Genomic DNA, 23,664 nt, shown 5'->3' on the forward strand with positions numbered 1-23,664 from the left:
CGTCGCTGCCGGTATCGACCCGGCCGCGGCGATCGACACCGCGATCTACCAGGCCCTGTCCTACCGGCCACCCACCGCGACCCTAGAAACCGACGACGACCACGACTGGGACGACACCTTCACCGGCTGGGACCAAGTCACCCTCACCCACACCCCAGAAACCGGCCGACGCACCTACCACCCCCACCCCGACACCACCCGCGCCGAAGCCGACCGGATCCGTCACAGCACCGACACCGCCGCCGAAGAGGCCGATGAGCCAGCGACCAACACCACCAGCGACGCCGACACCAGCAACAACAACTCCAGCCACGGCGACAACGACGACGACCCCACCACCCCCTGGACCCACGACCCCGACGCCCCACCACCCTTCTGATCATCGTCACGTGTGGTGCATCACCCTGCGAGACAGGCGGTTTCCGAGTGCCTGCGCCAGTTGAACCAAAATGATGATGACAATGACCGTCACCCAGACCACACCGAAGTTCCAGCGCTTGTAGCCGTAGTCCAGGGCGAAGGCGCCCAGGCCACCTCCGTCTAGAGTGCCTGCCAGCGCCGACATGTCCACAACGGCGATGCAGATGAAGGTGTAGCCCAGGATCAACGGACCCAGTGCCTCCGGGACGAGCAGCGTCGTGATGATGCGCCAGCGAGTCGCACCCGTCGCCCTCGCCGCCTCGATGACCCCCGGGTCGATCGCCACGAGGTTCTGCTCCACGATGCGGGAGACACCGAAGGTGGCGGCCACGGACATTGGCACAATCATCGCCGTGCTCCCCAACCTGGTGCCAACGATACCGACCGTCAACGGCGCCACCGCGAAGAGCAGGATCAGGAACGGGATCGGCCGGAAGATGTTCACGACCAGGTTGAGCAGGCCGAAGAGCCAGCGATTCTGCAGCAGGCCGCCCCGGCGGGTGGTGTACAGCCCGATCCCGAGCGTCAGCCCCAGCAGGCCACCGATGACCAGGGTCGCCGAGACCATGTAGAGCGTCTGGCCGGTGGCCTCGATCAGATTGGAACCATGCTCGCTCCACTCAAAGCCGGCGTTCATCAGGCGACCTCTTCGATGTCGGTCACGCCACGCAGTTCGGCAACCACCTCGTCGACGGACGCCTCCGGGCCGGTGAGCTCCAGGGTGAGCGAGCCGAACGATCGGGCCTGCAGCGTGCCGATGCCGCCGTAGACGATCTCGAAGCTCACCCCCCGGTCACCCGCGCCGGACAGGACCGTCCCCAGCCGCGAACCGTCCTGGATCGTGGCGGTGACGATCCGTCCCGAATGTGCTCGGCGGATCCGGGCCAGGTCGTCGCCGCTCGGGCGATCATGAATGACCGTCGAGACGAACTTGTTGCCGACCCCGGACTGCGGGTTGGTGAAGGTCTCGAAGACCGTGCCGACCTCGGCCACTCTCCCCTGCTCCAGGATGGCCACGCGGTCAGCAATGGAGCGGACGATCTCGAGCTCGTGGGTGATGACCACAACGGTCACCCCGAGCTCGCGATTAACCTTCTTGAGCAACCGCAGCACATCCTGCGTCGTCTCCGGGTCGAGAGCACTCGTGGACTCGTCCGCCAGCAGGATCTTGGGTCCGGCTGCCAGCGCACGCGCGATGCCGACGCGCTGCTTCTGGCCGCCGGAGAGCTGGTCGGGGTAGGCATGGGCCCGGTCGAGCAGCCCCACGAAGTCGAGGAGCTCTGCGACGCGGGCATCTCGCCTAGCCCGCGGCCAGCCAGCCACCTTGAGTGGAAAGGCCACATTGCCGGCGACGGTCCGCGACCCGAACAGGTTGAACTGCTGGAAGATCATGCCGATGTCTCGGCGTTTGCGCTCGAGCTGCGCCTCCGACATGCGCACCACGTCCTGACCGTCCACCACGAGCTCCCCCGAGGTGACCCGCTCCAAACCGTTGATGAGGCGCACGAGGGTGCTCTTGCCGGCGCCGGAGTAGCCGATGACTGCGAAGATCTCGCCCTCTTCGATCGTCAGGTCGATGTGATCGACCGCTGTGACATCACCGGCGCGACTCGCGAAGACCTTGGAGACGTCCCGGAACTCGATGATGGAGCTCATGGTCAGTTGCTGCTCGTCAGGTTGGTCTCGGTCTGCTCGAGCACCTCCTGCAGACGCTCGGCGTCGTAGCCCTCCACGATCACCGCGGTGCCTCCGAAGGAGTCCACGACAGACTCCAACACCTCGGGGTCGTGGTAGAGCTCGACGATCGTGCGGTACGTCTCGTTGTCCACGTCACCGGGGCGGGCGGCGAACACGTTGATGTAGGGCTGCGCACCTGTGGACTCGGGGTCATCCGCGTAGACGTAGCCCTCCACATCGAACCCGGCGTCCTTGGCGAAGTTGTTGTTGGTGATCACCCCGGCAACATCGGCGTCGTGGATCAGGCTGGCGGTCTGACTGGCCTCGACCGGGCGCACGACCACGGTCGAGGCATCCTCATCGACGTCCTCGGGTGTCGGCGTCGACGGCTGCCCCTCGAAGGCGATCAGGCCGGCACTCTCCAGCACGAACAGGGCACGCGCCTGGTTGGTGGAATCGTTCGGGATGGCCACCTGGTCGCCCGTGGCGAACTGCTCCACCGTGTCGTACTTCTCCGAGTACAGCGGCAGCGGCACGATTATGGTGGAGCCGATGGGCTGCAAGTCGTCACCGGTGTTGATGTTGTGGTCCGCCAGGTAGAGCAGGTGCTGGAAGGAGTTCAGGTCAATCTCGCCCTCGGCCAGCGCCGGGTTCGGCAGGGTGTACTCGCTGAAGTTCACGATCTCCAGCTCAATACCCTCCTCGGCGGCCTTCTCCACCAGGATGTCCCAGTAGGGCTGGCTGGCCTCCGTCGTGCCGATCGTGATCGCTTCGCCATCGTCCTCACCGCCGACCAGCGCCCAACCGCCCGCAGCGAGTGCCGCCGCAAGGACCAGGCCACCGGCGATCAACGGGGTCCTGCTGCGACGGGGCTTCTCGGGGAGCACCGGCGTGGGGTTGCTCTGGGTGGGGTTGCCCTGGGTGGGGTCGCTCTGGGTGGGGCTGTTCGACGAGGTGGGCGTGACGTTCTCGGACATGGTGACTGCCTTTCAGGGCACGGGGCACGCAGGCTGGAGGCGGCTGCGCGCCGTGGAGCGGTGGGAGGTGACGTCGGCTCAGCTGAGTGGGCGCGGCGCGGGTGGCCCGACGGCGACGATGCCGGGACCGGAGAAGACAGAGGAGGTATGCCGCATGGTCCGGAAACCGGATGCGGCCAGACCTCAGGTGGTGCGGCTCAGCAGCGACACATCAGGAGGTCGGCAGACATGACGCGGCACATGGCGCGGCGTCCCTCAGGACGAACCGGGACCGGGTGCACAGCGCTGCTGCTCATGACTCTCCACATCGTGCTCAGGTCAACCTCGCGGAGGGCTGACTCGCGGGTCGGGCCGTGGCCCGACCTGACCCATTAGAGACGCCTGACGAGTTGCCTGTCAAACCGACCTCGTCGAAGAAACCTCGTCGATGGCCCAGGCACGTGGTGCTGGCATCGCTGATTCTTTCGCGAAGGCGGGAGTTAGCGGCGGCAACTGCGGTATCCCGAACTCTCGGCGCAGGACTCGACGGGCCACGTGCAGCCCCGCCATGCCGTGCACACCCGGCCCGGGAGGTGCCGACTGTGAGCAGAGATACACCCCGGGAGCCACGGCATACGGGTCCCGGGTCGGCCCGGGCCTGGCCACTATCCGCCACATCGAGATCAGGCCACCCGCAATGTCGCCGCCTGGATAGGCACTGTTGTGCTCAGACATCCGTGCGGCCGGGGTCACGACCGCGTCGACCACCAGGTCTCGGAAGCCTGGGGCAAACCGCTCCAGCTGCCGGTCCACCTCTGGACGGACATCGCGGGTGGAGCCGTTCGGCACGTGGGCATAGGCCCACACCGGGCGCAAGCCACTGCGCCCGAGGCGTGAGGCGTCATGCTGGGCCGGGTCACTGACCAACACGACGGGCCGCTCGGCGTGCCGCCCGGCCACGACCTCGCGCTCAGCGGCGCGCATCTGGGCGAGTGTCCCGGCCACGTGCACGGTGCCGGCACGCGCGGCCTCCGGCAGGGCCCACGGCACCGGCCCGCTGAGGACATAGTCAACCTTGCAGACCCCGCCGCCGAGCGGCAGCTGCCTCAGTCGCGATCGATAGGGCTCTGCCAGAAGGTCCGCCGCCACCCGGGCATGCGTGTTGAGCAGGTGGACGCGCGCGGGCGGCAGGTCCCGGGGTGTGCGCACTGGATGATCGGTGAGGACTGTGCCGCCATGTGCCTCGAGGTCGGCCACCAGTGCCCGGGTGATCTCGCCAATGCCACCACGAACGAGCGGCCAACCGTGCGGGCTGTGCGCCACTGCGCCCAGATAGCTGGCCGTGCCCGCTGCTGCCAGCGACGGGAGCGCCGAGATCGTGTGCGCGGAGACCCCGCCGATCAGGCTGCGCGCTTCCTCGGTGTGCCAGTAACTGTCCCCCCAGACCCCTCCCAACAGCGCGGTGCTCGCCCCGAAAGCCGTGGCCGCCCGAGCCACGCGCGCCACCTCGCCGCGCGGCACAGATCGTTTGTCCGAGAGCGCGATGGCTGCCACCTCGACGGCACGCGTCGAGAGCGGACCCAGCAGTCGCGCCCACCTCGGACCGTCCACCCCGAGGCCCTCGACGGTCCGGTCGAGGTCGCGATAGGCGACGCCACCTCGGCCACCATCCAAGGGGTGGGCGTAGGACACCTCGGGAACTATCAGCTCGACCCCTCGGGCCGCCAGGTCGAACTCGGCGAAGAAGGGCGAGGTCGGGGCTGCCGCGGGCACGGCGGCGCAGACGTCGCGCAGGAGACCCTCGCTCTCAGCGACCCGGTCCGTGACCAGCGGCAGGGACCGCACTCCACCGCCGACCGACGGTTGTCCCTCCAGCACGGTGACCGACAGGCCGGCCCGCGCGAGGGTCACAGCCGCTGCGAGCCCGTTCGGCCCGGACCCGACCACCACGACATCGCTGGGGGTGCTCACCCCTGCAGTCTTCCACCGTGGTGGCCGGGACGTGGAACGTGAACGGGTCGCCGGCTCCGGACCGGCACTCCACCGCGGCCGAGGTGCCTCAGCTCTGGCGCGGGTTCACCTCGTCCGCCCCCTGCGGCGCGGGCGCTGTCGGCTCGGGCTTGGCGTCCACTCCGGCCTCCTTCCGCTGCTGCGGAGTGATGGGTGCCGGAGCCTCGGTCAACGGGTCGAAGCCGCCGCCCGACTTCGGGAAGGCGATGACGTCGCGGATCGACTCGGTGCCGGCCAGCAGCGCAACGATCCGGTCCCATCCGAAGGCGATGCCGCCGTGCGGAGGAGCGCCGAACTTGAAGGCCTCGAGCAGGAAGCCGAACTTCTCCTGCGCCTCCTGCTCGGACAGCCCCATCACGGCGAAGACCCGCTCCTGGATGTCCCGGCGGTGGATACGGATGGAGCCGCCACCGATCTCGTTGCCATTGCAGACCAGGTCGTAGGCGTAGGCCAGGGCCGAGCCCGGGTCGGACTCCAGGCTGTCCAGGAACTCCTCCTGCGGAGAGGTGAAGGCATGGTGCACGGCCGTCCAGGCGCCGCCACCGACGGCCACGTCGCCGGAGGCGACCGCGTCACTGGCCGGCTCGAACAGCGGGGCGTCCACGACCCACAGGAAGGACCAGGCCGACTCGTCGATGAGTCCGACCCGTTGGGCGATCTCCAGGCGCGCGGCACCGAGCAGGCCGCGGGAGGCCCGGGTCGCCCCGGCAGCAAAGAAGACACAGTCGCCCGGCGCGGCGCCGACGTGCGCCGCCAAGCCGTCCCGCTCGGCCTCGGACAGGTTCTTGGCCACGGGGCCGCCCAGCGTGCCGTCCTCGGCGACCGTGACATAGGCCAGTCCCCTGGCTCCACGCTGCTTCGCCCACTCCTGCCAGGCGTCGAACTGACGCCGTGGCTGACCAGTACCTCCGGGCATCACCACAGCGCCGACGTACTCTGCCTGGAAGACCCGGAACGGCGTCTCGGCGAAATAGTCGGTGCACTCGACCAGCTCGAGGTCGAAGCGCAGGTCGGGCTTGTCTGTGCCGTAACGGGCCATGGCGTCGGCATAGGTCATCCGCGGGAACGGAGTGGGCAGCTCAACACCGATAGTGGCCCAGACCGCCTTGGCGATCGACTCACCGAGCTCGATGACGTCGTCCTGCTCGACGAAGCTCATCTCGACGTCCAACTGGGTGAACTCCGGCTGCCGGTCGGCGCGGAAGTCCTCGTCGCGATAGCACCGCGCGATCTGGTAGTAGCGCTCCATGCCGGCGACCATGAGCAGCTGCTTGAACAGCTGGGGGCTCTGAGGCAGGGCATACCAACTGCCCGGCTGGAGGCGAGCAGGCACCAGGAAGTCGCGTGCACCCTCGGGCGTGGAACGGGTCAACGTGGGGGTCTCGATCTCCACGAAGTCCCGCTCAGCCAGCAGGTTGCGGGCCGCGGCGTTGACCTTGCTCCGGAGACGCAGGTTCTGACCGACCGCGTTGGCGCCCGGGCGGCGCAGGTCCAGGTAGCGGTGCCGCAGCCGGGCCTCCTCACCGACCGTGACACGCTCGTCGATCTGGAAGGGCAGTGCCTCGGCTGCGGACAGCACCTCGATCTGGGTGGCACCGACGTCGACAGCTCCGGTCGGCAGGTCCGGGTTGACGTCCTTGTCCTCGCGGGCGGTGACCTCACCGATGACGCGCACGCAGTACTCGCTGCGCAGGTCGTGGGCGGTGCCGGTGAGCACCTCGTCGCGGGCGACGACCTGGACGATGCCGGTGGCGTCGCGCAGGTCGATAAAGGCCACGCCTCCGTGGTCCCGGCGACGGGCCACCCAGCCGGTGAGGGTGACGGTGGTGCCGACGTGCTCGGGTCGCAACGTTCCGGCCTCGTGAGTGCGAAGCATGAGGTCTCCTCTCGGGTCAGTTCCCAGAGGACGGGCTGCCTCTGGGAGGGCAGCCCGGAAGGTGTGGGCGGGGGCCAGGTCGCGGTGCCACCACACCTTTGCCGAGGGATCTCGGCCTCTCGTCGGTCCGCCGGACGCGCGGCGCGCGGGTGAGGTGATCCAGCTCGACCGGCTATCCGGCCTGCTGAGCCTCGGCGGGTCGTCACTCCGCCCCGTGCACAGGTGACATTCTACGGTCCGCCAGCCCCTCGGCATACCGAGAATTCCGGCGCCGCTGCGTGACGCGCACCACCCTCTCGTGCGCGCAACCTTTTGATCTGCCCTGGCGTGTGGAGGGGTAAGCAGCCGAACTGAGCAGGTCCGGCCAGCACCCGACCACGATGGGGACCACAATGAGGGGCAGGAGGGACCGATGAGCCGGAGACAGGCGGAGCGAGACTTCGAGGAGTTCTACACCGCAGCGGCGCCGCAGGTGGTCCACCTGGTGTATGCCAGCACCGGCGACATGACGGTCGCCCAGGACAGCACCCAGGAGGCGTTCGCCCGGGCCTGGCAGAGGTGGGCGACGATCAGCACGTATGACGAGCCGCTGGCCTGGGTGCGGACGGTCGCCCGACGCATCGCGATCTCGGCGTGGCGCAAGCAAGGCGCCCAGGACCGGGCCTATGTCCGGCACGGTGCACCGGCGACCGCACCGGGGCCTGGTGTCGACCGGGTCGCCGTGCTCGAGGCGCTGCAGACCCTGAGCGACCCGATCCGCCAGACGGTGGCGCTCTACTACATCGCCGACCGCTCGATCGAGCAGATCGCCCGGGAGACCGGAGCCGCCGTCGGCACCATCAAGTCCCATCTGCACCGGGGCCGGCGACAGCTCGCCGAGGCCCTCGAGATCAAGGAGAACGACCATGCGTGAGGGGCAGGAGTTCCAGGACGGGGGTCCAGAGTGGACCCAGGAGGAGGACGAGCGGCTGCGGGCCTCTCTCGGGGCACTGCGCCACGACGTGGACGCCGCGGGGATCCCGGACGTGCGCTTCGTGATGCGCCGCGCCGGACGGCAGCGGCACCGAGCCGTGGCGGGCATCGCGGCAGGCGCCGCAGCGGTGCTCGGGCTGTCCTGGCTCGGCTACCAGACGATCGACAACACCCCGGGCACCGCGCCCGCGGACAACGGGACCTCCGTGACGACGGAGCGGGACCAGACCGAGGACGTCACGGACGGGGCCGAGTCGCCCGAGGCAACGACGACCGACACTGAGACCGCACCCGACACTGAGACCGCACCCGACACTGAGACCGCACCCGACACGGAGGCCGAGGCCGCCCCACCGGCGGCCGAGGACCTGGTCCTCGCCGAGTCCGGCGGACCCGACCTGAGCCTCTTTGTGCCACCGACACTCTGGGCGTCTGAGTCGTTCACCGCCGGGGCGGCCACCGAGGCAGGGAGCGGCGAGTTCGAGTCGACGGCCCTGTTCGACTGCGACCCCGACGATGTGATGTGGGGCGCCGAGGACGAGGGGACGTTCGGCATCATGGGCCTCTGGTCCGACGGCAGGGCCTTCGCCACCCAACGGGTGCGCGTGCTGGACTCCCCCGAGGCCGCGGCGACCTACGTCGCCGAGGTCGACAGTGCCCTGGCCAGCTGCCAGGCGCCCGCCGAGGCGGACAACATCGACTACGACGTGCGACCACTGGAGCTCTCCGGCGCCTACCGGCTGACGACCACCTTCCAGGACGGCACGGAGCCGATGACCGACTTCTACTACGTGGTGCAGCACGAGGGCACGCCTTCGGCCGTGTCCACGTTCCGGCTCATCGACTGGTCACAGGAGGTCACCGACGCGGACGCGGTGGCCGAGTTCCAGCGTCTCGCCGGGCTGGTGACTGAGCGCTAGCCCGGCGACGCGGGCACGCTAAGACGCAGCGTGGGCGCAACGGGCGGATAGCGCCAGCACGCCCAACACCATCGGGGCGTTACGGACCTGTCCACCCAGCGCCGCCTGCACGGCGACGGACAGCGGCACCCAGCCGGTCGGCATACCGGCCTCCTCGTGCTCCCGCTCGAACCGGGTGGCGTGGTCGACGTCGGTGAGCTCGGTCGCCACGAAGAGGGTGATGACCTCGTCCAGCCCACCGGGTGAGGTGGTCACCGAGAGCAACAGCTCCCAGTGGCCCGCCTCGAGGTCGGCCTCCTCGGCCAGCTCGCGGCGCGCGGCCTGCACCGGGTCCTCCCCCGGCACGTCCAAGAGGCCGGCGGGCAGCTCCCAGTCCTCGGCGCCGACAGGGTGCCGGTACTGCCGGATCAGCAGGATCTCGGGCTCTCCACGGTCCTCACGCAGGGCGAGCACCGCGACGGCACCGGGGTGGGAGACATACTCTCGCACCACCGTCCCGGCCTGCCCCAGGTCGATCGTGTCACGCCGCACGTCCCAGACCCGACCGGCGAAGGCGACTTCCGAGTCCGCGACCGGGCGAGGCTCCAGGACGTCGACCACGTCCGCCAGCGCCAAGCGTGGCGCGCCGAGCGACATCAGCCGGCTGGCGTGCGCTCGACCTCGACGAGGCGCTGGCTGCGTTGCACGTCGAGGGCCGCTTCGACCAGGCCGGCGAAGAGCGGGTGCGCCCGGTGCGGCCGCGACTTGAACTCGGGGTGCGCCTGCGTCGAGACGTAGTAGGGATGAGCCTCGGCCGGCAGTTCGACGAACTCCACGAGCTCACCATCTGGTGAGGTGCCGGAGAAGACCAGGCCCGCCTCGGCCAGCTGCTCGCGATAGGCGTTGCCGACCTCGTAACGGTGCCGGTGGCGCTCCTCGACGGACGTCGTGCCGTAGGCGCCGGCGATGACCGAGCCCTCGGTGAGGGTGGCCGGGTAGGACCCCAACCGCATGGTGCCACCCAGGTCACCCGCACCGTCGACGAAGGCCCGCTGCTCCTCCATCGTGGCGATGACCGGGGCCGGGGTGTCGGGGTCGAACTCCGTCGAGCTGGCGCCCTCGATGTCGGCAACGTTGCGGGCGAACTCGATGACCATCGCCTGCAGGCCCAGGCAGATGCCCAGGGTGGGCACCTGCCGCTCGCGCGCCCAGCGCAGGGCACCGATCTTGCCCTCGATGCCGCGGATCCCGAACCCACCAGGCACCAGGACCGCGTCCACCCCGGCCAGTTCCTTGGTGGCGCCGGCCTCCGTGCGGCAGTCGTCGGAGGCCACCCAGCGGATGGACACCCGGGCGTCATTGGCGAAGCCGCCGGCGCGCAGTGCCTCGGTGATGGACAGGTAGGCGTCGGGCAGGTCGATGTACTTGCCGACCAGAGCCACCTCCACCTCGTGCTCGGGCTCGTGCACCCGTCGCAGCAGGGCGTCCCAGCCGGTCCAGTCGACGTCCCGGAAGGGCAGGCCGAGGGTGCGCACGACATAGGCGTCCAGGCCCTCACCGTGCAGCACCTTGGGGATGTCATAGATCGAGGGGGCGTCGACACAGGCCGCGACGCCATCGACCTCCACGTCGGACATCATCGAGATCTTGCGCTTGATCGACATCGGGATCTCCCGGTCGGCGCGCAGGACCAGCGCGTCCGGGGTGATGCCGACCTGGCGGAGCTGGGCCACCGAGTGCTGGGTCGGCTTGGTCTTCAGCTCACCACTCGGCGCGAGGTAGGGAACCAGCGAGACGTGCACGAAGAAGCAGTTGGCTCTCCCGAGGTCGTGCCGGACCTGCCGCGCCGCCTCCAGGAAGGGCAGCGACTCGATGTCGCCGACGGTGCCGCCGATCTCGGTGATGATGACGTCCGGGGTGTCCTCCGGCGCGAGCTCGTGGGCGTCGGCACGCATCCGGGCCTTGATCTCGTTGGTGATGTGCGGGATCACCTGGACCGTGTCGCCGAGGTACTCCCCGCGTCGCTCCTTGGCGATGACATCGTTGTAGACCTGACCGGTCGTCACATTGCCGCGGCCCCGCAGGTTGACGTCCAGGAAGCGCTCGTAGTGCCCGATGTCCAGGTCGGTCTCGGCGCCGTCCTCGGTCACGAAGACCTCACCGTGCTGGAACGGGTTCATCGTGCCGGGGTCGACATTGATGTAGGGGTCGAGCTTCTGCATGGTCACGCGCAGGCCGCGCCCTCGCAGAAGAAGTCCGAGGCTCGAGGCGGTCAGGCCCTTGCCGAGTGAGGAGGCAACTCCTCCGGTCACGAAGATATGTTTCGTCTGATCCACCACGGGCTGTCAGTCTACGTCACGTGACTCGGTGCTCGCCAAGGCACGCCGGTATGCCGTGAGCGCGGCCTGGGCAGCATCCTCGGCTGTGGGAAGCTCGGCTGCTCTGACCAGGGCTTTTGCCCGGAGGTCCGCGCGCAGCACCTGGTCCTGAAGGAGCGCGGTGATGGCAGCGCCCAGCGCGTCCGGGTCGTCAGCGGGCACCAGCAGCCCGGCTCCGTCCAGCACCTGCTCGGTGCCGCCGACGTCGGTCGCCACGACGGGTGCTCCAACGCTCAGGGCCTCCTGCAACCACACTGGCTGGCCCTCCCAGCGCGCTGCCGAGACGACCACGTCGGCGCTGGCCAGCAGGTCGGGGACGTCGGTGCGGTGCCCGAGCAGCACCACGGGGAGGTCGGCGCGGTCGATGCGACGTTGGAGTGCCTCGGCCTGCGGCCCCTCCCCGGCAATCACCACCAGCGCGTCCTCGGAGGTCGTCCCTGCGGCAACCAACGCGTCCAGCAGTCGGTCAAAACCCTTCTGGGGCGCCAGCCGACCGACGGCAACCGCCAGTGGAGTCCCGTCCTCGAGGCCCAGCTCCTGCCGCACGTCCGCGCGCTCCCGGGACGGCCGCGCGGTGGCGGCCGGCACAATGGCCGTGTCCACGTCACGGGCACCGCGCTCCCGGGCGACCTCGCAGAGGTCCTCGGACACGCCGAGCACCAGGTCTGCCCCGCGACACACCACCCGGTCCAGGTTCCAGTGGACGACCGCGGCGAGCCGGCCCTCGGGAGCCGCGTTGTGGGTGGTCACCACCAGCGGTGGCAGGTCTCCCGTGCGGGCGAGCACCGACAAGGCCCCTGCCCGCACCCCGTGGGCATGCACCACGTCGACCTCGCCCATCGCCTCCCGCAAGGCCGTCACCGTGCGGCGGTCCCGCTGGGGCAGCGGCCGGGATCCGATCTCGAGCGGCACGTGCTGCGCTCCTGCCTCGACCAGACGGAAGCGGGAGGCCACCACGGGAGGGCTGGCGACCACGACGGAGTGGCCCAGCCCGACGAGGCTGCGGGTCAGCTGCTCGACGTGTCGGCCCACTCCCCCCGCGACCACACCAGTCACCATCAGGATCCTGCTCACCCGCTCATCTAACCCCACGGCGCGCGATCCCTCCCATCACGTCCCGGTAGGCAGCCGGCGCGCCGACCCGCAGCGCCACCAGTGCGGCCACGATGACGGCGACGCCGGTGACCAACCCACTGGCCAGAGCGATAGGCCAGTGGGAGACGTCCACGCCACCGGCGAGCTCCCGGCCCGCCAGCACCAGCAGCGTGCCGCCCAGCACCCAGGTGGCCGGTCCCCAGATGCCGCGCGTCGATGCTGCTCCCCAGTGGTGCCGGACCAGCACGATCAGCAGGACGGCGGTCAGCGACATGCCGATCGAGCTGCCGAGCCCGAGGGTTGACAGGACTGCGCCCGGCTCGGGTGTGCGACCGGCGAGCCGAGCCATGGGGATCGCGGCGGCGACCAACCACCCGAGGGCCACGACACCGCCGGCGGCCAGCGCGGAGCCGCGGGCGTACAGGGCCCGCGACAACAGCGCCGTGAGAGCGAAGCCGGCCAGGCCGGGGGCATACCAGCCCACCGCCGTCGGGAGGGCCCGGATCGCCTCCTCCCCCGCGCCCCCGCCCCCGGCGTCGATAGCCAGGAACAGGCTGCCGACCTCCCGGCGCACCGCGACCAGGGCGACCGCCCCCACCACGCCGGCCATGGCCACAGCCAGCAGGGTCCGGCGCAGCACCGGCCCAGCATCCGCCGCGGTGAGCCGCGGGAAGGCGGCGGTGGCGAGCGGGACGGCCAGCACGGCATACGGGAGCAGGTAGGCGGTCTGCGCGTAGGTGTAGACGTTCAGTGTGCCGACGCCCTCGGCGGCGTTGCCGAGCCGCACCGTCACCAGGACGCACACCTGCTGGGCTGCGACGGCGACGAGCCCCGCGACGGCAAGCGTGCCGACGCGGCGGGCGGCCCCCTCAGGGAAGCGCCACGTCGGGCGCAACCGCACGCCCGCACGCCAGGTCGGGACCAGCAGGGGCAGGCTCAGGGCCACCACCCCGGCCGTGGTGCCCCAGGCGAGCAGCAGGATCGCCGCGCCGGGCGTGCCCTGCACGCCGCCGCTCGGGGTGACCCAGGCGCCGTAGGCGAGGTAGATGCCGATGACGACCAGGCTGGAGAGCAACGGGGCCACCGCGGCGGCAAGGAACCTGCGGTGGGCCTGGAGGACGCCCGACAGGATGATGCCGGCACCGTAGAGCACCACCTGCGGCGCGAAGACCGTCAGCATGGTCACCGCGGTGGACACCGCCCCTTCCCCGCACGCGGGGTCAGCGCCCAGGAGCACGGTCGCGATGGGGCGGGCCAGCAGCGCGACGAGCACCGCCAGCGGCAACAGGACCGCCAGCGCCCAGGTGAGCAGCGCGGATGCGGTGCGGTCCGCAAGATCCTCCCGGCCGCGGTTGAGATAGCCGGACACCAGGGGCACCACGACCGCAGCCAGGGCACCACCGGCGGCGATCTCGTACAACGCGTTCGGCACGAGGTTGGCGGTCTGGTAAATCTCGCCGACGCAGGTGGCCCCCACCCCGTTGCTGAAGGCCAGCCAGCGGCCCAGTCCGACGACGCGACCCAGCAGGGTCACGATCGCGATGAGGCCGGCCGCGCCGGCGATGCTGCCGGCCAGCACCCGCGGACTCGGCATCCCGGGCTGCCCTGGGCCACTCATCCTGTGCTCACCACGTCGTCGCCACGCTCTCAGGCCTGCGCGGGCGCCCGCCCGAGCTCATCGAGCCAGCGCAGGGGCGGTGTGGCCTCGATGACCCTGGTGAAGCTCACGCGCTCCGAGGCGAGGGTGAGGGCGGTGACGACGGTCAGGGACGCGGTGCGTGCCGCCGGTCCCTGGCGCTGGACCAGCGCCAACCCGAGGGCGGCACCGAGCGGGTTGGCCCCGGTGTCGCCCAGCATGCTCCGCCCGGCGAGGTCGTCGGGCAGCAGGGCCAGGGCTGCGCCGAGGGTCACCGCGCCGCCTGGGGAGCCCGGCCCGGTCCCCACCAACGGCATACCGGTCAGGACGCCGACCTTCAGCGCCCGTCCCGGCCGCAGATCGAACAGGTTGGCGAGGTTGGCGGCCCCGGCCACGACGGCCCCACCGGCCAGGCTCCCCCACACGGTGGTGAGCACCGATGAACCCTCCGGGCTGCGCGTCGCACCGGCCTGGTGTGCGTCTGCCCGCTGCCGGTCGTGCACATCCTGCAGGGCGACGGCCACCAGGCCGGTTGCGGCCAGTCCGATGACCTTGATGGCCCCGGTGGTGACCCGGCCATGGGCCAGTTCCCGCAGGTGACCGGCCAGCCCCTTGCGGTCGGTGTCCTGCCGGAGGTCGTCGAGGGCCCCGAGGGCGCCGGCGCCCAGGGAGGCCACGGCATACGGGAGGGCCGTGCTCCTCCACTGTGCGCCGGTCAGCAGGGCGGTGCCGGTGGTGCCGGCGACCAGCGCGACACCTTCGAGGAGCGTCACCGGATCGCCTCGGTGGTTGGTGCGTTCCCAGCGAGCCGCCCAGGGCCGCGAACGGTGCGCCTGCAAGCGGCGCCACACCAGGGTGGTGCCGGCGGTGCCCGCGGCCGTGAGCAGGGCGTCCCGCAGCAGCCTCACGGGGTCGGGGTGCCGGTGGTCGGGACTGGGTCATTCGTGCCGGTCGCGCCATCCGTCCCGGTGGCGCCATCCGTGCCGGTCGCACCGTCCGTGCCGGTCGCACCGTCCGTGCCGGTCGCGCCATCCGTGCCGGTCGCACCGTCCGTGCCGGTCGCACCGTCCGTGCCGGTCGCACCGTCCGTGCCGGTCGCACCATCCGTGCCGGTCGGCTCCTCCGGGGCCATCGGTCCCACCTGGCTCGTCTCACTGTCCGCCGGGTCCCGGGTGTCTCCACCGGACTCCTCGCCCTCGCCCTCACCGGGGGCGGGCGGGAGCGTGGGCCCAGGGATCGGCGGCTCTGCCTGCTCGGCCGCGGGTTCAGGCACGTTGGGCAACGGGGCAACGGCATCGGTCCCAACACCCCAGTGGCCGGCCTCGCCCTCGATCATCCACCGGAGGCCGAGGACCGCAGCCAACTGGCCGCCCGGGCCCTCCACGTTGTCGACGCTGGCCACCGAGTCTGCGATGGCGGACTCTGCCCGGACCCCGCGGATGATCGGGGACTCCGCCGCCTGCACGGGATCGGCATAGCTCTCGGTTCCATAGCCGGCCACGATCGTGGGGACCTCTAGTGCGCCGAGGGCCGCGACGAGCCCCAGTGCCTGCTCCAACCGCGGGCTGCCAGCCTCATCCTCCTCGACCTGCTCGACCTGAAGGTCACCAGTGATCACCACGAAGGTGTCCGGAGGCTCCGGGAACTCCGGGGCCTCACTGTCAGCCCAGTTCGTCGAGTAGAAGTCGAGCTCCTCCAGTCGGTCGGAGGCCATCCGCCATGCTCCGCTGGCCGTCCCCTCGTCGCGCCCCGCCAGGGCCGCAGCCATCACAGTCTCCAGGGTCGGCTCCGCACCCTCGCGCGGTTCGGGGTCGTCGACCTCCGATGCGAGCTCGGCCGCGGCCTCGTGCCGGGTGGCCTGAGCCTCTGGGTCGTGCCAGGCGTCGCCGACCCGCACGGTCAGCACCACGGCAGCACCAGCGGCGGTCATGTGCTCCTGCACCTGACCAACGATGTTGCGGTCCGCCCCCGGCAACGTGACGAGCGCAACACGCCGCCCGGTCAGCTGGTTGGCTGTCAGGGCCGGCGTCATGATCTGGAAAGCCTGGTCCTTGAGCTGCTCCCGGTTCTGGGCCTGGTCCAGTTGGGCCCGCAGACCGTTGCGTTCCTCACGCAGGTCCTTGACCTGTCCCTCGAGGGTGGAGGAGATCTCCTGCCCCAGCGGTCCGGCGCCCAGCACGATACCGACAGCGAGCGCCATGAAGACGGCCACGAGAGAGACCACGTGGTAGCGAAAGTCGATCACCCGAACAGGCCTCCGATCAGGGCGAGCAGGTCGTCCCACCGCACTGCCAGGACACCCATGGCGGTGCGACCACCTGGTGTGGCTGCGAGGGCCGCCAGCACGGACAACATTCCGGCCAGGACCAGCCAGGTCAGGGCAGCAGAGGAGATGCGGCTGCGATAGAGCAGGCTCACACCCTTGGCATCGACCAGTTTGCTGCCCAACCGCAGGCGGGTCAGGAAGGTGGACGCCATGCCCTGCCGGCCCTTGTCGAGGAACTCGATCAAGGTGGCGTGCGTGCCGACCGCGACAATCAGCTCGGCGCCCTTGCCGTCGGCCAGCAGCATCGCCACGTCCTCGCTGGTGCCGATCGCCGGCAGCGCGATCGCGTCCTCGATGCCCAGCGCCTCGACACGCTCCAGCCCCGGCGCGCGGCCGTCCCGGTAGGCGTGCACGATGATCTCGGCCCCGCTGCGCAGCGCAGCGTCGCCGACGGAGTCCATGTCTCCGACGATCAGGTCCGGGCGGTAGCCCAGCTCCAGCAGCGCATCGGCTCCCCCGTCCACGCCGATCAGCACCGGGCGGGCCTCCCGAATGAACGGGCGCAGTGTCTGCAGGTCCTCCTTGTAGTGGTAGCCCCGCACCACGACCAGCACGTAGCGGCCCTCGATCTCGGTCCGGATCTCGGGCAGACGGATCCCGTCGAGCAGCAGCTCCCGCTCCTCGCGGACATACTGCATCGTGTTGCGCGAGAAGGCCTCGATCTGTTCGGAGATGTTGCCGCGTGCCTCTTCCATGGCCTCCTCGATCGAGGCCAGGTTCAGACGTGTGCCCTCGGCCACCACCGTGCCCTCCACGATGACCTGCGCATCCACGACGCGACCAGTCACGCCCTCGGTGACCTGGGTCAGCAGCGCCTCGCCTGCACGGTCTATCAGCGGCACACCGGCTTCCACAAGGATCTTCGGGCCGAGGTTGGGGTAGGCACCGCTGATGGAGGCAGCAGCGTTCACGACGGCGGCGGGCTTGCACGCCACCAGGGCGTGAGCACTCACCTGGTCCAGGTCCTGGTGGTTGATCACCGCGATGTCACCGTGGGCCAGCCGTTTGGTGAGGTTCTTGGTGCGTGCGTCGACCCGCACGGGTCCCTCGACCGTCGGGCCGTCAGGGACGGCCTCGGGAACGGGGGATCTGGACAGGCTCATAGTGGCCCCCATCGTGCCACGGTTCGGGGGTCGTGCCCGTCCAGGCCAGCCGAGGAGCAGTCGTATGCCGCACGCCTCACCCTGGCCGCGTGGCCCACCTCACCCTGGCCGCGTGGCCCAACTCACCCTGGGCCACGGGCACCTCGTGCCTCACCGCCTCGCCAGCATCGCCGGGTGGCTCACCTCAGCCGTGTAGCCGGCTCGGCGCGTGTTCCTCCACCAACTCTCGGGCGTGGTCCAGCGCCGCCTGGCTGTCGGTCACCCCTCCGAGCATGCGGGCAACCTCGGCGACCCGATCCTCTCCCACCACCGAGCGCACGTCGCTGGCGGTGATGGCCCCGTCGGAGCTCTTCAGCACCACATGGTGGCTGTCGGCGAAGGCCGCGACCTGCCCGAGGTGGGTCACCACGATCACCTGCGCCGTCCGGGCGAGGGCCGCCAGCCGGGCTCCAAGGTCAAGGGCGGCCGCACCACCCACGCCTGCATCGACCTCGTCGAAGACATAGGTGGGCACGTCGCCCTGTGCCGAGACCACCTCGAGGGCGAGCATGACGCGGGAGAGCTCACCACCAGAGGCTGCCCGGGTGACGGTGCGAGGAGGCGCACCAGCATTGGCGGCGAGCAGGATCTCCACCTCGTCCAGTCCGTGCGACCACGCCCGCACCCGTGCACCGTCAGATAGCTCGAGTCCCTCGGGGTCTGTCTTGTGCCGGACCTCGACCTGCACCCGGGCGCCGGTCATGGCCAGGTGCGCCAGCTCGGCCTCCACGCGGGTGCCCAGGCTGTCCGCCGCGATCCGGCGCACCTGCGTGAGCGCGGCACCGGTCGTCGCCAACTGCTCGCCCAGACGGTCCACCTCAGCCCGGAGCTCGGCGATCCGGTCGTCGGAGCCGTCCAGCTCACTGAGCTCCGCGGCGGCCTGACGGGACCAGGTGAGCACGGCGGCGCTGCTGTCGCCGTACTTGCGCAGCAGAGCGGTCAGGACCGACCGACGTTCCTGGACCCAACCCAGCCGAGAGGGGTCCACGTCGATGCCGGAGGCGTAGGTCGCCAGGTCTCCAGCCAGGTCCGCAGTCAGATAGCTCAGCTCGTCCAGGCGCTTGCCGAGGTCGGTCAGCTCAGGGTCGTGCTCGGCGACCGGAGCGAGCGCCTGGCGTGCCGCGGCCAACTGCTCGACGACGGGGCGCAGGTCGTCCACGACCGCGTCGTCCCCGCCAGACAGCAGCACATGCACCGTCTCCGCCGCCTGGCGCAGCCCGTCGGCGTGCGCGAGTCGCTGTTCCTCGACCAGGAGCTCCTCCTCCTCATCCTCCTGCGGGTCGACGGCCTCGATCTCCTCGAGGGCCGAACGCAACAGGTCGGCCCGCAGCGTCCGCTCGGCGCCGGCGGTGCTCAGCCGCTGCAGCTCCTCGCGTGCCCTGCTCCAGGCCCGGTGGGTCGCGACGTAGTCGTCCAGGGCGCTGGCCACCGCTGCACCGCCGAAGGTGTCGAGCAGCACCCGGTGCTGCTCGGGGGCGCGCAGCCGCCACTGGTCCGCCTGCCCGTGAACGGCCATCAGGTGCTCGCCGACCTCGGTCAGCACCCCGACCGGGGCCGTGCGCCCACCCACGTGGGCCCGCGACCTGCCCTCGGCGCTGACCGTGCGGACCAGGATCAGCCCGTCCTCGGTCTCGCCGCCCGCGGCCTCGACCCGCTGGGCCGCCGGGTGGTCGGGAGGCACGTCAACCTCTCCTTCGACGACGGCGGAGGCAGCGCCGGAGCGCACCATCCCCGAGTCGGCGCGGGCGCCGAGCAGCAACCCGAGTCCCGAGACGACCATGGTCTTGCCCGCACCGGTCTCGCCGGTGATGACGTTGAGGCCCGGGGACAGTTCGAGCTCGGCGTCCTCGATGACGCCAAGTCGTTGGATGCGGATGCGAGTCAGCACGCTCGCACTCTAGGTGGCCACGCCGTCAGGCTTGCCGCGCCACCCGGTGACCGGGAGGGCGAACTTGGCCACGAGGCGGTCGGTGAAGGGTTGCGAGGACAACCTGGCCAGTCGGACCGGGGTCTGGCTGCGTCGCACCTCGATGCGGGCGCCGGGCGGCAGGTCGACGGTCCGCCGACCGTCGCACCACATGACCCCGTGGGTCGTGGCGTGCGGCACCACCTCGACCGCGACCCTCGTGTCGGGCCCGAGCACCACCGGTCGCGCGAACAGGGCGTGGGCGGAGATGGGGACCACCAACATGGCCTGCACGTCCGGCCACACGATGGGACCGCCGCCAGAGAAGGCGTAGGCCGTGGAGCCGGTCGGGGTCGCGACGACCACGCCATCACACCCCCAGGTGGACAGCGGACGACCGTCGATCTCGACGGTGAGCTCCAGCATCCGCTCTCGAGCGGACTTCTCGATGGAGGCCTCGTTCAGTGCCCACGTGTGGGAGACCAGGTCGCCGTCGCGGTAGACGTCAACCTCCAGACTCATCCGCTCCTCGACCTCGTAGTCCCTGGCGACGATGCGGTCCACGACTCCGGCTGTCTCGTCCCGCTCGGCCTCGGCGAGGAAGCCGACCCGACCGTGGTTGATGCCCAGCAGCGGGATGCCCGCCCCACGGGACACCTCGGCTCCGCGCAGGATGGTGCCGTCACCGCCGAGGATGACCACCAGCTCCGCGCCGGCTGCCAGGGCGGCGACCTCCGGGTCGTCCTCCAGGCTGTCCCACCCCTGCTCCAGCTCGTGCACCTCGATGCCCTCGTCGCGCAGCCGTCTGGCGACCTCGGTCGCCAGGGCGGGCAGGTCCGGGCGGTTGGCGTGCGTGACGACCAGGATCCGACGGGTCATCTAGTCGTCCTCCCGGGTCAGGTCACGGATGCGGGCGGCCAGGACGCCCGCACTCATCATGCCTGGTTGGTATGCCGCGAGCCACAGCAGGTACTCGATGTTGCCGTGGGTGCCGGTCACCGGTGACCGGTCCAGCCCGTGCACCAGCCAGCCGAGCCCGGTGGCCGTCTGCACCACCTGCTGCAACGCCCGGACACGCTCCTGGGAGGAGGTCACCACGCCCCCGTGTCCCAGGTGCTCTCGGCCCACCTCGAACTGGGGTTTGACCAGGAAGAGCACATCACCTCGGGGCTCCACCAGTGGTGCCACGGCAGGCAGCACCAGTCTCAGGGAGATGAAGGAGACGTCGCCGACGACCAGCTCGAAGGTGCCCAGCTGGTCGCGGGTGACGTCCCGGATGTTGGTGCCCGGCAGGTCCGTGACACGCTCGTCGGCGGCGAGGTCGGGGGCGAGCTGGTCCCGGCCGACGTCGAGGGCGGTGACGTGGGCCGCCCCGTGTTCGAGCAGCACTTGCGTGAAGCCGCCGGTGGAGGCGCCGACGTCCAGGCAGCGGCGACCCCGCACGTGCAGCATGTGCTCCTCGGAGCCTGAGGGTTCGCCCCACGCGGACAGCGCATGCACCAGCTTCAGGGCACCACGCCCAACCCACCTGCTGTCCGCCGCCTCGGTGACAGTCACCTGCTGGCCCGGCGCCACGGCATACGACGCCTTGGTGATGACCCGGTCCGCGACGCGGACCGCTCCGTTGTGGATCAACCGCTGCGCCAGCGTGCGGGAACGCGCCAGGCCCTCGCGGACCAGGTACTGGTCCAGCCGACCGTCTGCGCTCACGGTCTCAGGACTGTTGGCCACCGGCGACACGTTGCATGGCCGCCGCCGGGCCGTTGCCTGGCGAGGACTCTGCAAGACGCTCCTGGAGGTGGCGCTGGGCCTGGGTGGCGGCCTCGGCACGCTCGCTCAACGGCTGGTGCGCGGTGCCCACATAGGTCTGGAGCACCTCGTCGACCACGGAGTCGCCTGTCTCGGGGATCGCCTGGCTCATGCGGGCAGCCTATCGCGGCACAGACTCGTGGATCAGTTGTGTCCACAGGCCCGCGCGTTCCATCCGATGGCCTCACTCCCAGTGCGCGCCCAGATCCACGATCGTCTCGACAATGTGGTCGGGCTGCTGGCTGGCTCCGGCAGCGGCAACGTCGTGGCGCCCGTGGACGCCGGTCAACACCAGGGCGGTGGCCAGGCCAGCTCGGCCAGCTCCCTCGATGTCGGTGTCGAGCCGATCGCCGATCATGAGCACGTCCTGGGCCGGGAGGCCCAACCGTTGCAGCGCGATCTCAAACGCTGGCGGATGTGGCTTGCCGGTCACCAGGTCGGGTTGCCGACCGGTCGCGTGGGCGACCGCGGCCACCAGAGCACCGTTGCCCGGCGCCTGTCCACGCTCCAGAGGCAACGTGGCATCGGTGTTCGTGGCCACCCAGTAGGCGCCGCTGGAGACAGCCAGAGTCGCCTCAGCCAGGTCGGCCCACCCCAGGTTCCTGCCGAGCCCCTGGACGACGGCAGCCACGGACTGGGTGCCGCCCTGTTCCACGACCTGTGCTGGCACGACCACCGACAGTCCCTCGTCCTCCAGTGCCGCAGCCACACCCGGCCCACCGACGGCCAGCACCTGCTTCCCGTCAGGGACCGGGTGGTGCTGGCGCAGATAGCTCGCCGCGACCTGAGAGCTGTTCAGCACCTCGTCTGGGTGGGCCTCGACGCCGAGCGCCTGCAGGTGGTCTGCCACCTCTGTGGGCAGTCGGGCCGCGTTGTTGGTCAGGAACAGGATCGGCAGACCAGCCGACCGTGCGACGGCAAGGCCCTCCACGGCGCCCTCACACGCGGTCTCGCCGCGATAGACCACGCCATCGAGGTCGCACACCAACCCCCGGTAGGTCACCGGTCCGTGCCGCGATCGCCGGACGCCGATCCATCGGTGCTCCCCCGGTCCGGGCCCTCGCTCGGCGGCTCAGGGTCGTCGGCGGGCTGGTCTGTGCCGGTGACGGGCTGGTCCGTGCCGGAGGGCTCTGCCTCATCCTCGCCGAAGTCGGTGATGTCGATGCCATCAAGGTCCCCGAGGCGGTCGGCGGCGTCGGTGATCCCATCCCGATCGGCTTCGAGCGATCGCGCAAACCATGTCCGCGCCTCACCGGCGTCCCCTACGCCGAGGAGGGACTCTGCATAGGCGTAGTACAGCCGCGCCGACCAGGACCGCCCCGGCGGGCTGGCCCGCACCAGATCGCGCAGCGTCTGGACTGCTGCCTGGTCCTGACCCAGATCGCGGCGGGCGCCGCTCACCACGATGGCCAGCTCCACCCGGTCCGCGGCGCCCAGCGCCTGCGCCTCCGGCTCTTGGGCCAGCTCGATGGCACGATCGGGCCGGCCGAGGCCCCGCTCGACGTCCGCGATGTGCGGCAGGAGGTGGTTGGATCCACTGAGTCTGCGGGCCGTCCGAAACTCACGCAGCGCTTCGGCCCACTCTCCCCGGCGGTAGTGCACAAAGCCAAGAACCTCACGCACGATCGCAACGCGGCCAGCCCGCCGTGAGGCATTCTCCGCGTGTGCGAGGGCACCATCCAGGTCCTCGGCGGCCAGGCACTCCCCGGTGGCCACGAGGTGGCGCGCCACCCCGTCTGCGTTCTCCTTGCTGAGCGTCAGCAGTTCCCGACGAGCCGCCCGGTCCAACTGGCCGGCCTCGATGTGCTCCGGGATCTCCGGCTCCGGCTTGCGCTCCGGACGGGCCCGATAGACACGGTTGTCATCAGCACCGGCCGCACGCCCGGTGCCACCCCGCGCAGAGTGACCGCGGTAACCCCCGTCACGCCGGTCATCGTCACGCCTGGGCCCACGCCGCTCCGAACCTCCGAAACGGCCACCGTCTCGTGGGTCATCGTCCCGGCGCGGCCGGCGACCACCCGATGACCCGAAACCACCGCCACCACGCCGATCTTCCTCGCGGCGCGGCCCTCGACCACCGGAGCTTCCAGAGCCACCGCTGCGTCGGTCGTCCGACCGGCGCGGCCCACGGCCACCCGAGCCTCCGGAACCGTCGCCCCGACGCTCGCCACCACGTTCGCCACCACGAGGGCGACCCTCAGAACGCGCATCACGCCGACGGTCGCCATCATCGGCCCGTCGCCCACGGGGGTCCCTTCGTGGCTCCCCCTCAGGGGTGTCCGGCGTCTCCTCAGCCATGCGGCCTCCTCGTTTCAGTTCTCGGGCAGTCTACGCCGCGGGAGATCTCTGGGTTACTCGGCTCGAACCCGCCATCCCATCACCTCCACACATGCGTCTAGCCCCACCCGAACCTGGTGGTTTGGGTGGGGCTAGATCAAATGTTTGTCCGGCGGTGTCCTACTCTCCCACACCGTCTCCAGTGCAGTACCATCGGCGCTGAGAGGCTTAGCTTCCGGGTTCGGTATGTGTCCGGGCGTTTCCCTCTCGCTATGGCCGCCGTAA

At 70.5% G+C, this 23,664-nt stretch carries 22 protein-coding genes and 1 rRNA gene; 3 read left to right on the top strand and 20 right to left on the bottom strand.

All coding sequences use genetic code 11. The features are described from left to right. Positions 1–379: hypothetical protein (locus tag DPQ65_RS03125; RefSeq protein ID WP_162801991.1), on the top strand; the 379-nt coding region annotated here is incomplete at its 5' end. 6 nt (positions 380–385) lie between these two features. On the opposite strand, the gene DPQ65_RS03130 is transcribed toward DPQ65_RS03125, so the two are convergent. The 5 genes from DPQ65_RS03130 to aspS form a co-directional block, all read right to left on the bottom strand. Continuing rightward, on the bottom strand, positions 386–1,057 hold the full coding sequence (locus DPQ65_RS03130) for a methionine ABC transporter permease (RefSeq protein WP_114905934.1): 672 nt from the start codon (positions 1,055–1,057) through the stop codon (positions 386–388). Beyond that, positions 1,057–2,076: a methionine ABC transporter ATP-binding protein gene (locus tag DPQ65_RS03135; RefSeq protein WP_114905935.1), complete on the bottom strand. Its 1,020-nt coding sequence runs from the start codon at positions 2,074–2,076 to the stop codon at positions 1,057–1,059. The genes DPQ65_RS03130 and DPQ65_RS03135 overlap by 1 nt, the downstream gene beginning before the upstream one ends. A 2-nt stretch (positions 2,077–2,078) precedes the next feature. Next, entirely contained in the window at positions 2,079–3,074 is a 996-nt protein-coding gene (locus tag DPQ65_RS03140; protein WP_114905936.1) for a MetQ/NlpA family ABC transporter substrate-binding protein, read from the bottom strand. Between the two features lie 396 nt (positions 3,075–3,470). After that, the gene (locus DPQ65_RS03145; RefSeq protein WP_114905937.1) at positions 3,471–5,024 is read right to left on the bottom strand and encodes a phytoene desaturase family protein; all 1,554 of its coding nucleotides are present in this window, start codon (positions 5,022–5,024) and stop codon (positions 3,471–3,473) included. An 88-nt stretch (positions 5,025–5,112) separates the two neighbouring features. After that, the gene (gene aspS / locus DPQ65_RS03150) at positions 5,113–6,939 is read right to left on the bottom strand and encodes an aspartate--tRNA ligase (RefSeq protein ID WP_114905938.1); all 1,827 of its coding nucleotides are present in this window, start codon (positions 6,937–6,939) and stop codon (positions 5,113–5,115) included. Between the two features lie 412 nt (positions 6,940–7,351). Here aspS and DPQ65_RS03155 point away from each other — a divergent pair, with 412 nt between their 5' ends. Both DPQ65_RS03155 and DPQ65_RS03160 read left to right on the top strand, forming a co-directional pair. Next, a complete protein-coding gene (locus DPQ65_RS03155; protein ID WP_114905939.1) occupies positions 7,352–7,852 on the top strand; it encodes a sigma-70 family RNA polymerase sigma factor in 501 nt (166 codons plus the stop codon). Next, positions 7,845–8,831: a hypothetical protein gene (locus DPQ65_RS03160; RefSeq protein ID WP_114905940.1), complete on the top strand. Its 987-nt coding sequence runs from the start codon at positions 7,845–7,847 to the stop codon at positions 8,829–8,831. The genes DPQ65_RS03155 and DPQ65_RS03160 overlap by 8 nt, the downstream gene beginning before the upstream one ends. A gap of 18 nt (positions 8,832–8,849) precedes the next feature. On the opposite strand, the gene DPQ65_RS03165 is transcribed toward DPQ65_RS03160, so the two are convergent. The 15 genes from DPQ65_RS03165 to rrf all read right to left on the bottom strand — a co-directional run bounded on the left by DPQ65_RS03165 (position 8,850) and on the right by rrf (position 23,663). Beyond that, positions 8,850–9,467, bottom strand: coding sequence for an NUDIX domain-containing protein (locus DPQ65_RS03165; protein WP_114905941.1), 618 nt, complete (start codon positions 9,465–9,467; stop codon positions 8,850–8,852). Beyond that, the gene (locus tag DPQ65_RS03170) at positions 9,467–11,149 is read right to left on the bottom strand and encodes a CTP synthase (RefSeq protein ID WP_114905942.1); all 1,683 of its coding nucleotides are present in this window, start codon (positions 11,147–11,149) and stop codon (positions 9,467–9,469) included. Before DPQ65_RS03170 ends, DPQ65_RS03165 begins: the two co-directional genes overlap by 1 nt. A 6-nt stretch (positions 11,150–11,155) precedes the next feature. Next, on the bottom strand, positions 11,156–12,262 hold the full coding sequence (locus tag DPQ65_RS03175) for a glycosyltransferase family 4 protein (RefSeq protein WP_202862989.1): 1,107 nt from the start codon (positions 12,260–12,262) through the stop codon (positions 11,156–11,158). Between the two features lie 4 nt (positions 12,263–12,266). Beyond that, positions 12,267–13,877 carry a murein biosynthesis integral membrane protein MurJ gene (gene murJ / locus DPQ65_RS03180; RefSeq protein ID WP_162801992.1) on the bottom strand — a complete coding sequence of 537 codons (1,611 nt, stop codon included), beginning with the start codon at positions 13,875–13,877 and terminating at the stop codon, positions 12,267–12,269. Between the two features lie 53 nt (positions 13,878–13,930). Further along, on the bottom strand, positions 13,931–14,827 hold the full coding sequence (locus tag DPQ65_RS03185; protein ID WP_114905944.1) for a hypothetical protein: 897 nt from the start codon (positions 14,825–14,827) through the stop codon (positions 13,931–13,933). Then, a complete protein-coding gene (locus DPQ65_RS03190) occupies positions 14,824–16,164 on the bottom strand; it encodes a copper transporter (RefSeq protein WP_114905945.1) in 1,341 nt (446 codons plus the stop codon). Before DPQ65_RS03190 ends, DPQ65_RS03185 begins: the two co-directional genes overlap by 4 nt. After that, a complete protein-coding gene (gene steA / locus DPQ65_RS03195; protein ID WP_238146653.1) occupies positions 16,161–17,348 on the bottom strand; it encodes a putative cytokinetic ring protein SteA in 1,188 nt (395 codons plus the stop codon). The genes DPQ65_RS03190 and steA overlap by 4 nt, the downstream gene beginning before the upstream one ends. Before the next feature lie 184 nt (positions 17,349–17,532). Next, positions 17,533–19,275, bottom strand: coding sequence for a DNA repair protein RecN (recN, locus tag DPQ65_RS03200; protein WP_114905947.1), 1,743 nt, complete (start codon positions 19,273–19,275; stop codon positions 17,533–17,535). A 9-nt stretch (positions 19,276–19,284) separates the two neighbouring features. Continuing rightward, a complete protein-coding gene (locus DPQ65_RS03205) occupies positions 19,285–20,172 on the bottom strand; it encodes an NAD kinase (protein ID WP_114905948.1) in 888 nt (295 codons plus the stop codon). Continuing rightward, positions 20,173–21,024 (bottom strand): TlyA family RNA methyltransferase, encoded by an 852-nt coding sequence (locus DPQ65_RS03210; RefSeq protein WP_238146654.1) that lies wholly within the window; start codon positions 21,022–21,024, stop codon positions 20,173–20,175. Next, complete coding sequence (locus DPQ65_RS03215; protein WP_114905949.1) at positions 21,008–21,214, bottom strand: hypothetical protein; 207 nt, start codon at positions 21,212–21,214, stop codon at positions 21,008–21,010. Before DPQ65_RS03215 ends, DPQ65_RS03210 begins: the two co-directional genes overlap by 17 nt. Before the next feature lie 72 nt (positions 21,215–21,286). Further along, complete coding sequence (locus tag DPQ65_RS03220; RefSeq protein ID WP_238146655.1) at positions 21,287–22,087, bottom strand: HAD-IIA family hydrolase; 801 nt, start codon at positions 22,085–22,087, stop codon at positions 21,287–21,289. A gap of 14 nt (positions 22,088–22,101) precedes the next feature. Beyond that, positions 22,102–22,833 carry a tetratricopeptide repeat protein gene (locus DPQ65_RS03225; protein ID WP_162801993.1) on the bottom strand — a complete coding sequence of 244 codons (732 nt, stop codon included), beginning with the start codon at positions 22,831–22,833 and terminating at the stop codon, positions 22,102–22,104. A gap of 26 nt (positions 22,834–22,859) precedes the next feature. Continuing rightward, a complete protein-coding gene (locus DPQ65_RS03230) occupies positions 22,860–23,333 on the bottom strand; it encodes a hypothetical protein (protein WP_162801994.1) in 474 nt (157 codons plus the stop codon). Positions 23,334–23,546: 213 nt separating this feature from the next. Further along, positions 23,547–23,663: ribosomal RNA gene (gene rrf, locus DPQ65_RS03235) — 5S ribosomal RNA — on the bottom strand. Position 23,664: the final 1 nt, after the last annotated feature.

It is taken from the genome of Ornithinimicrobium murale (assembly GCF_003352835.1).
GTDB classification, from domain to species: Bacteria; Actinomycetota; Actinomycetes; order Actinomycetales; family Dermatophilaceae; genus Ornithinicoccus; species Ornithinicoccus muralis.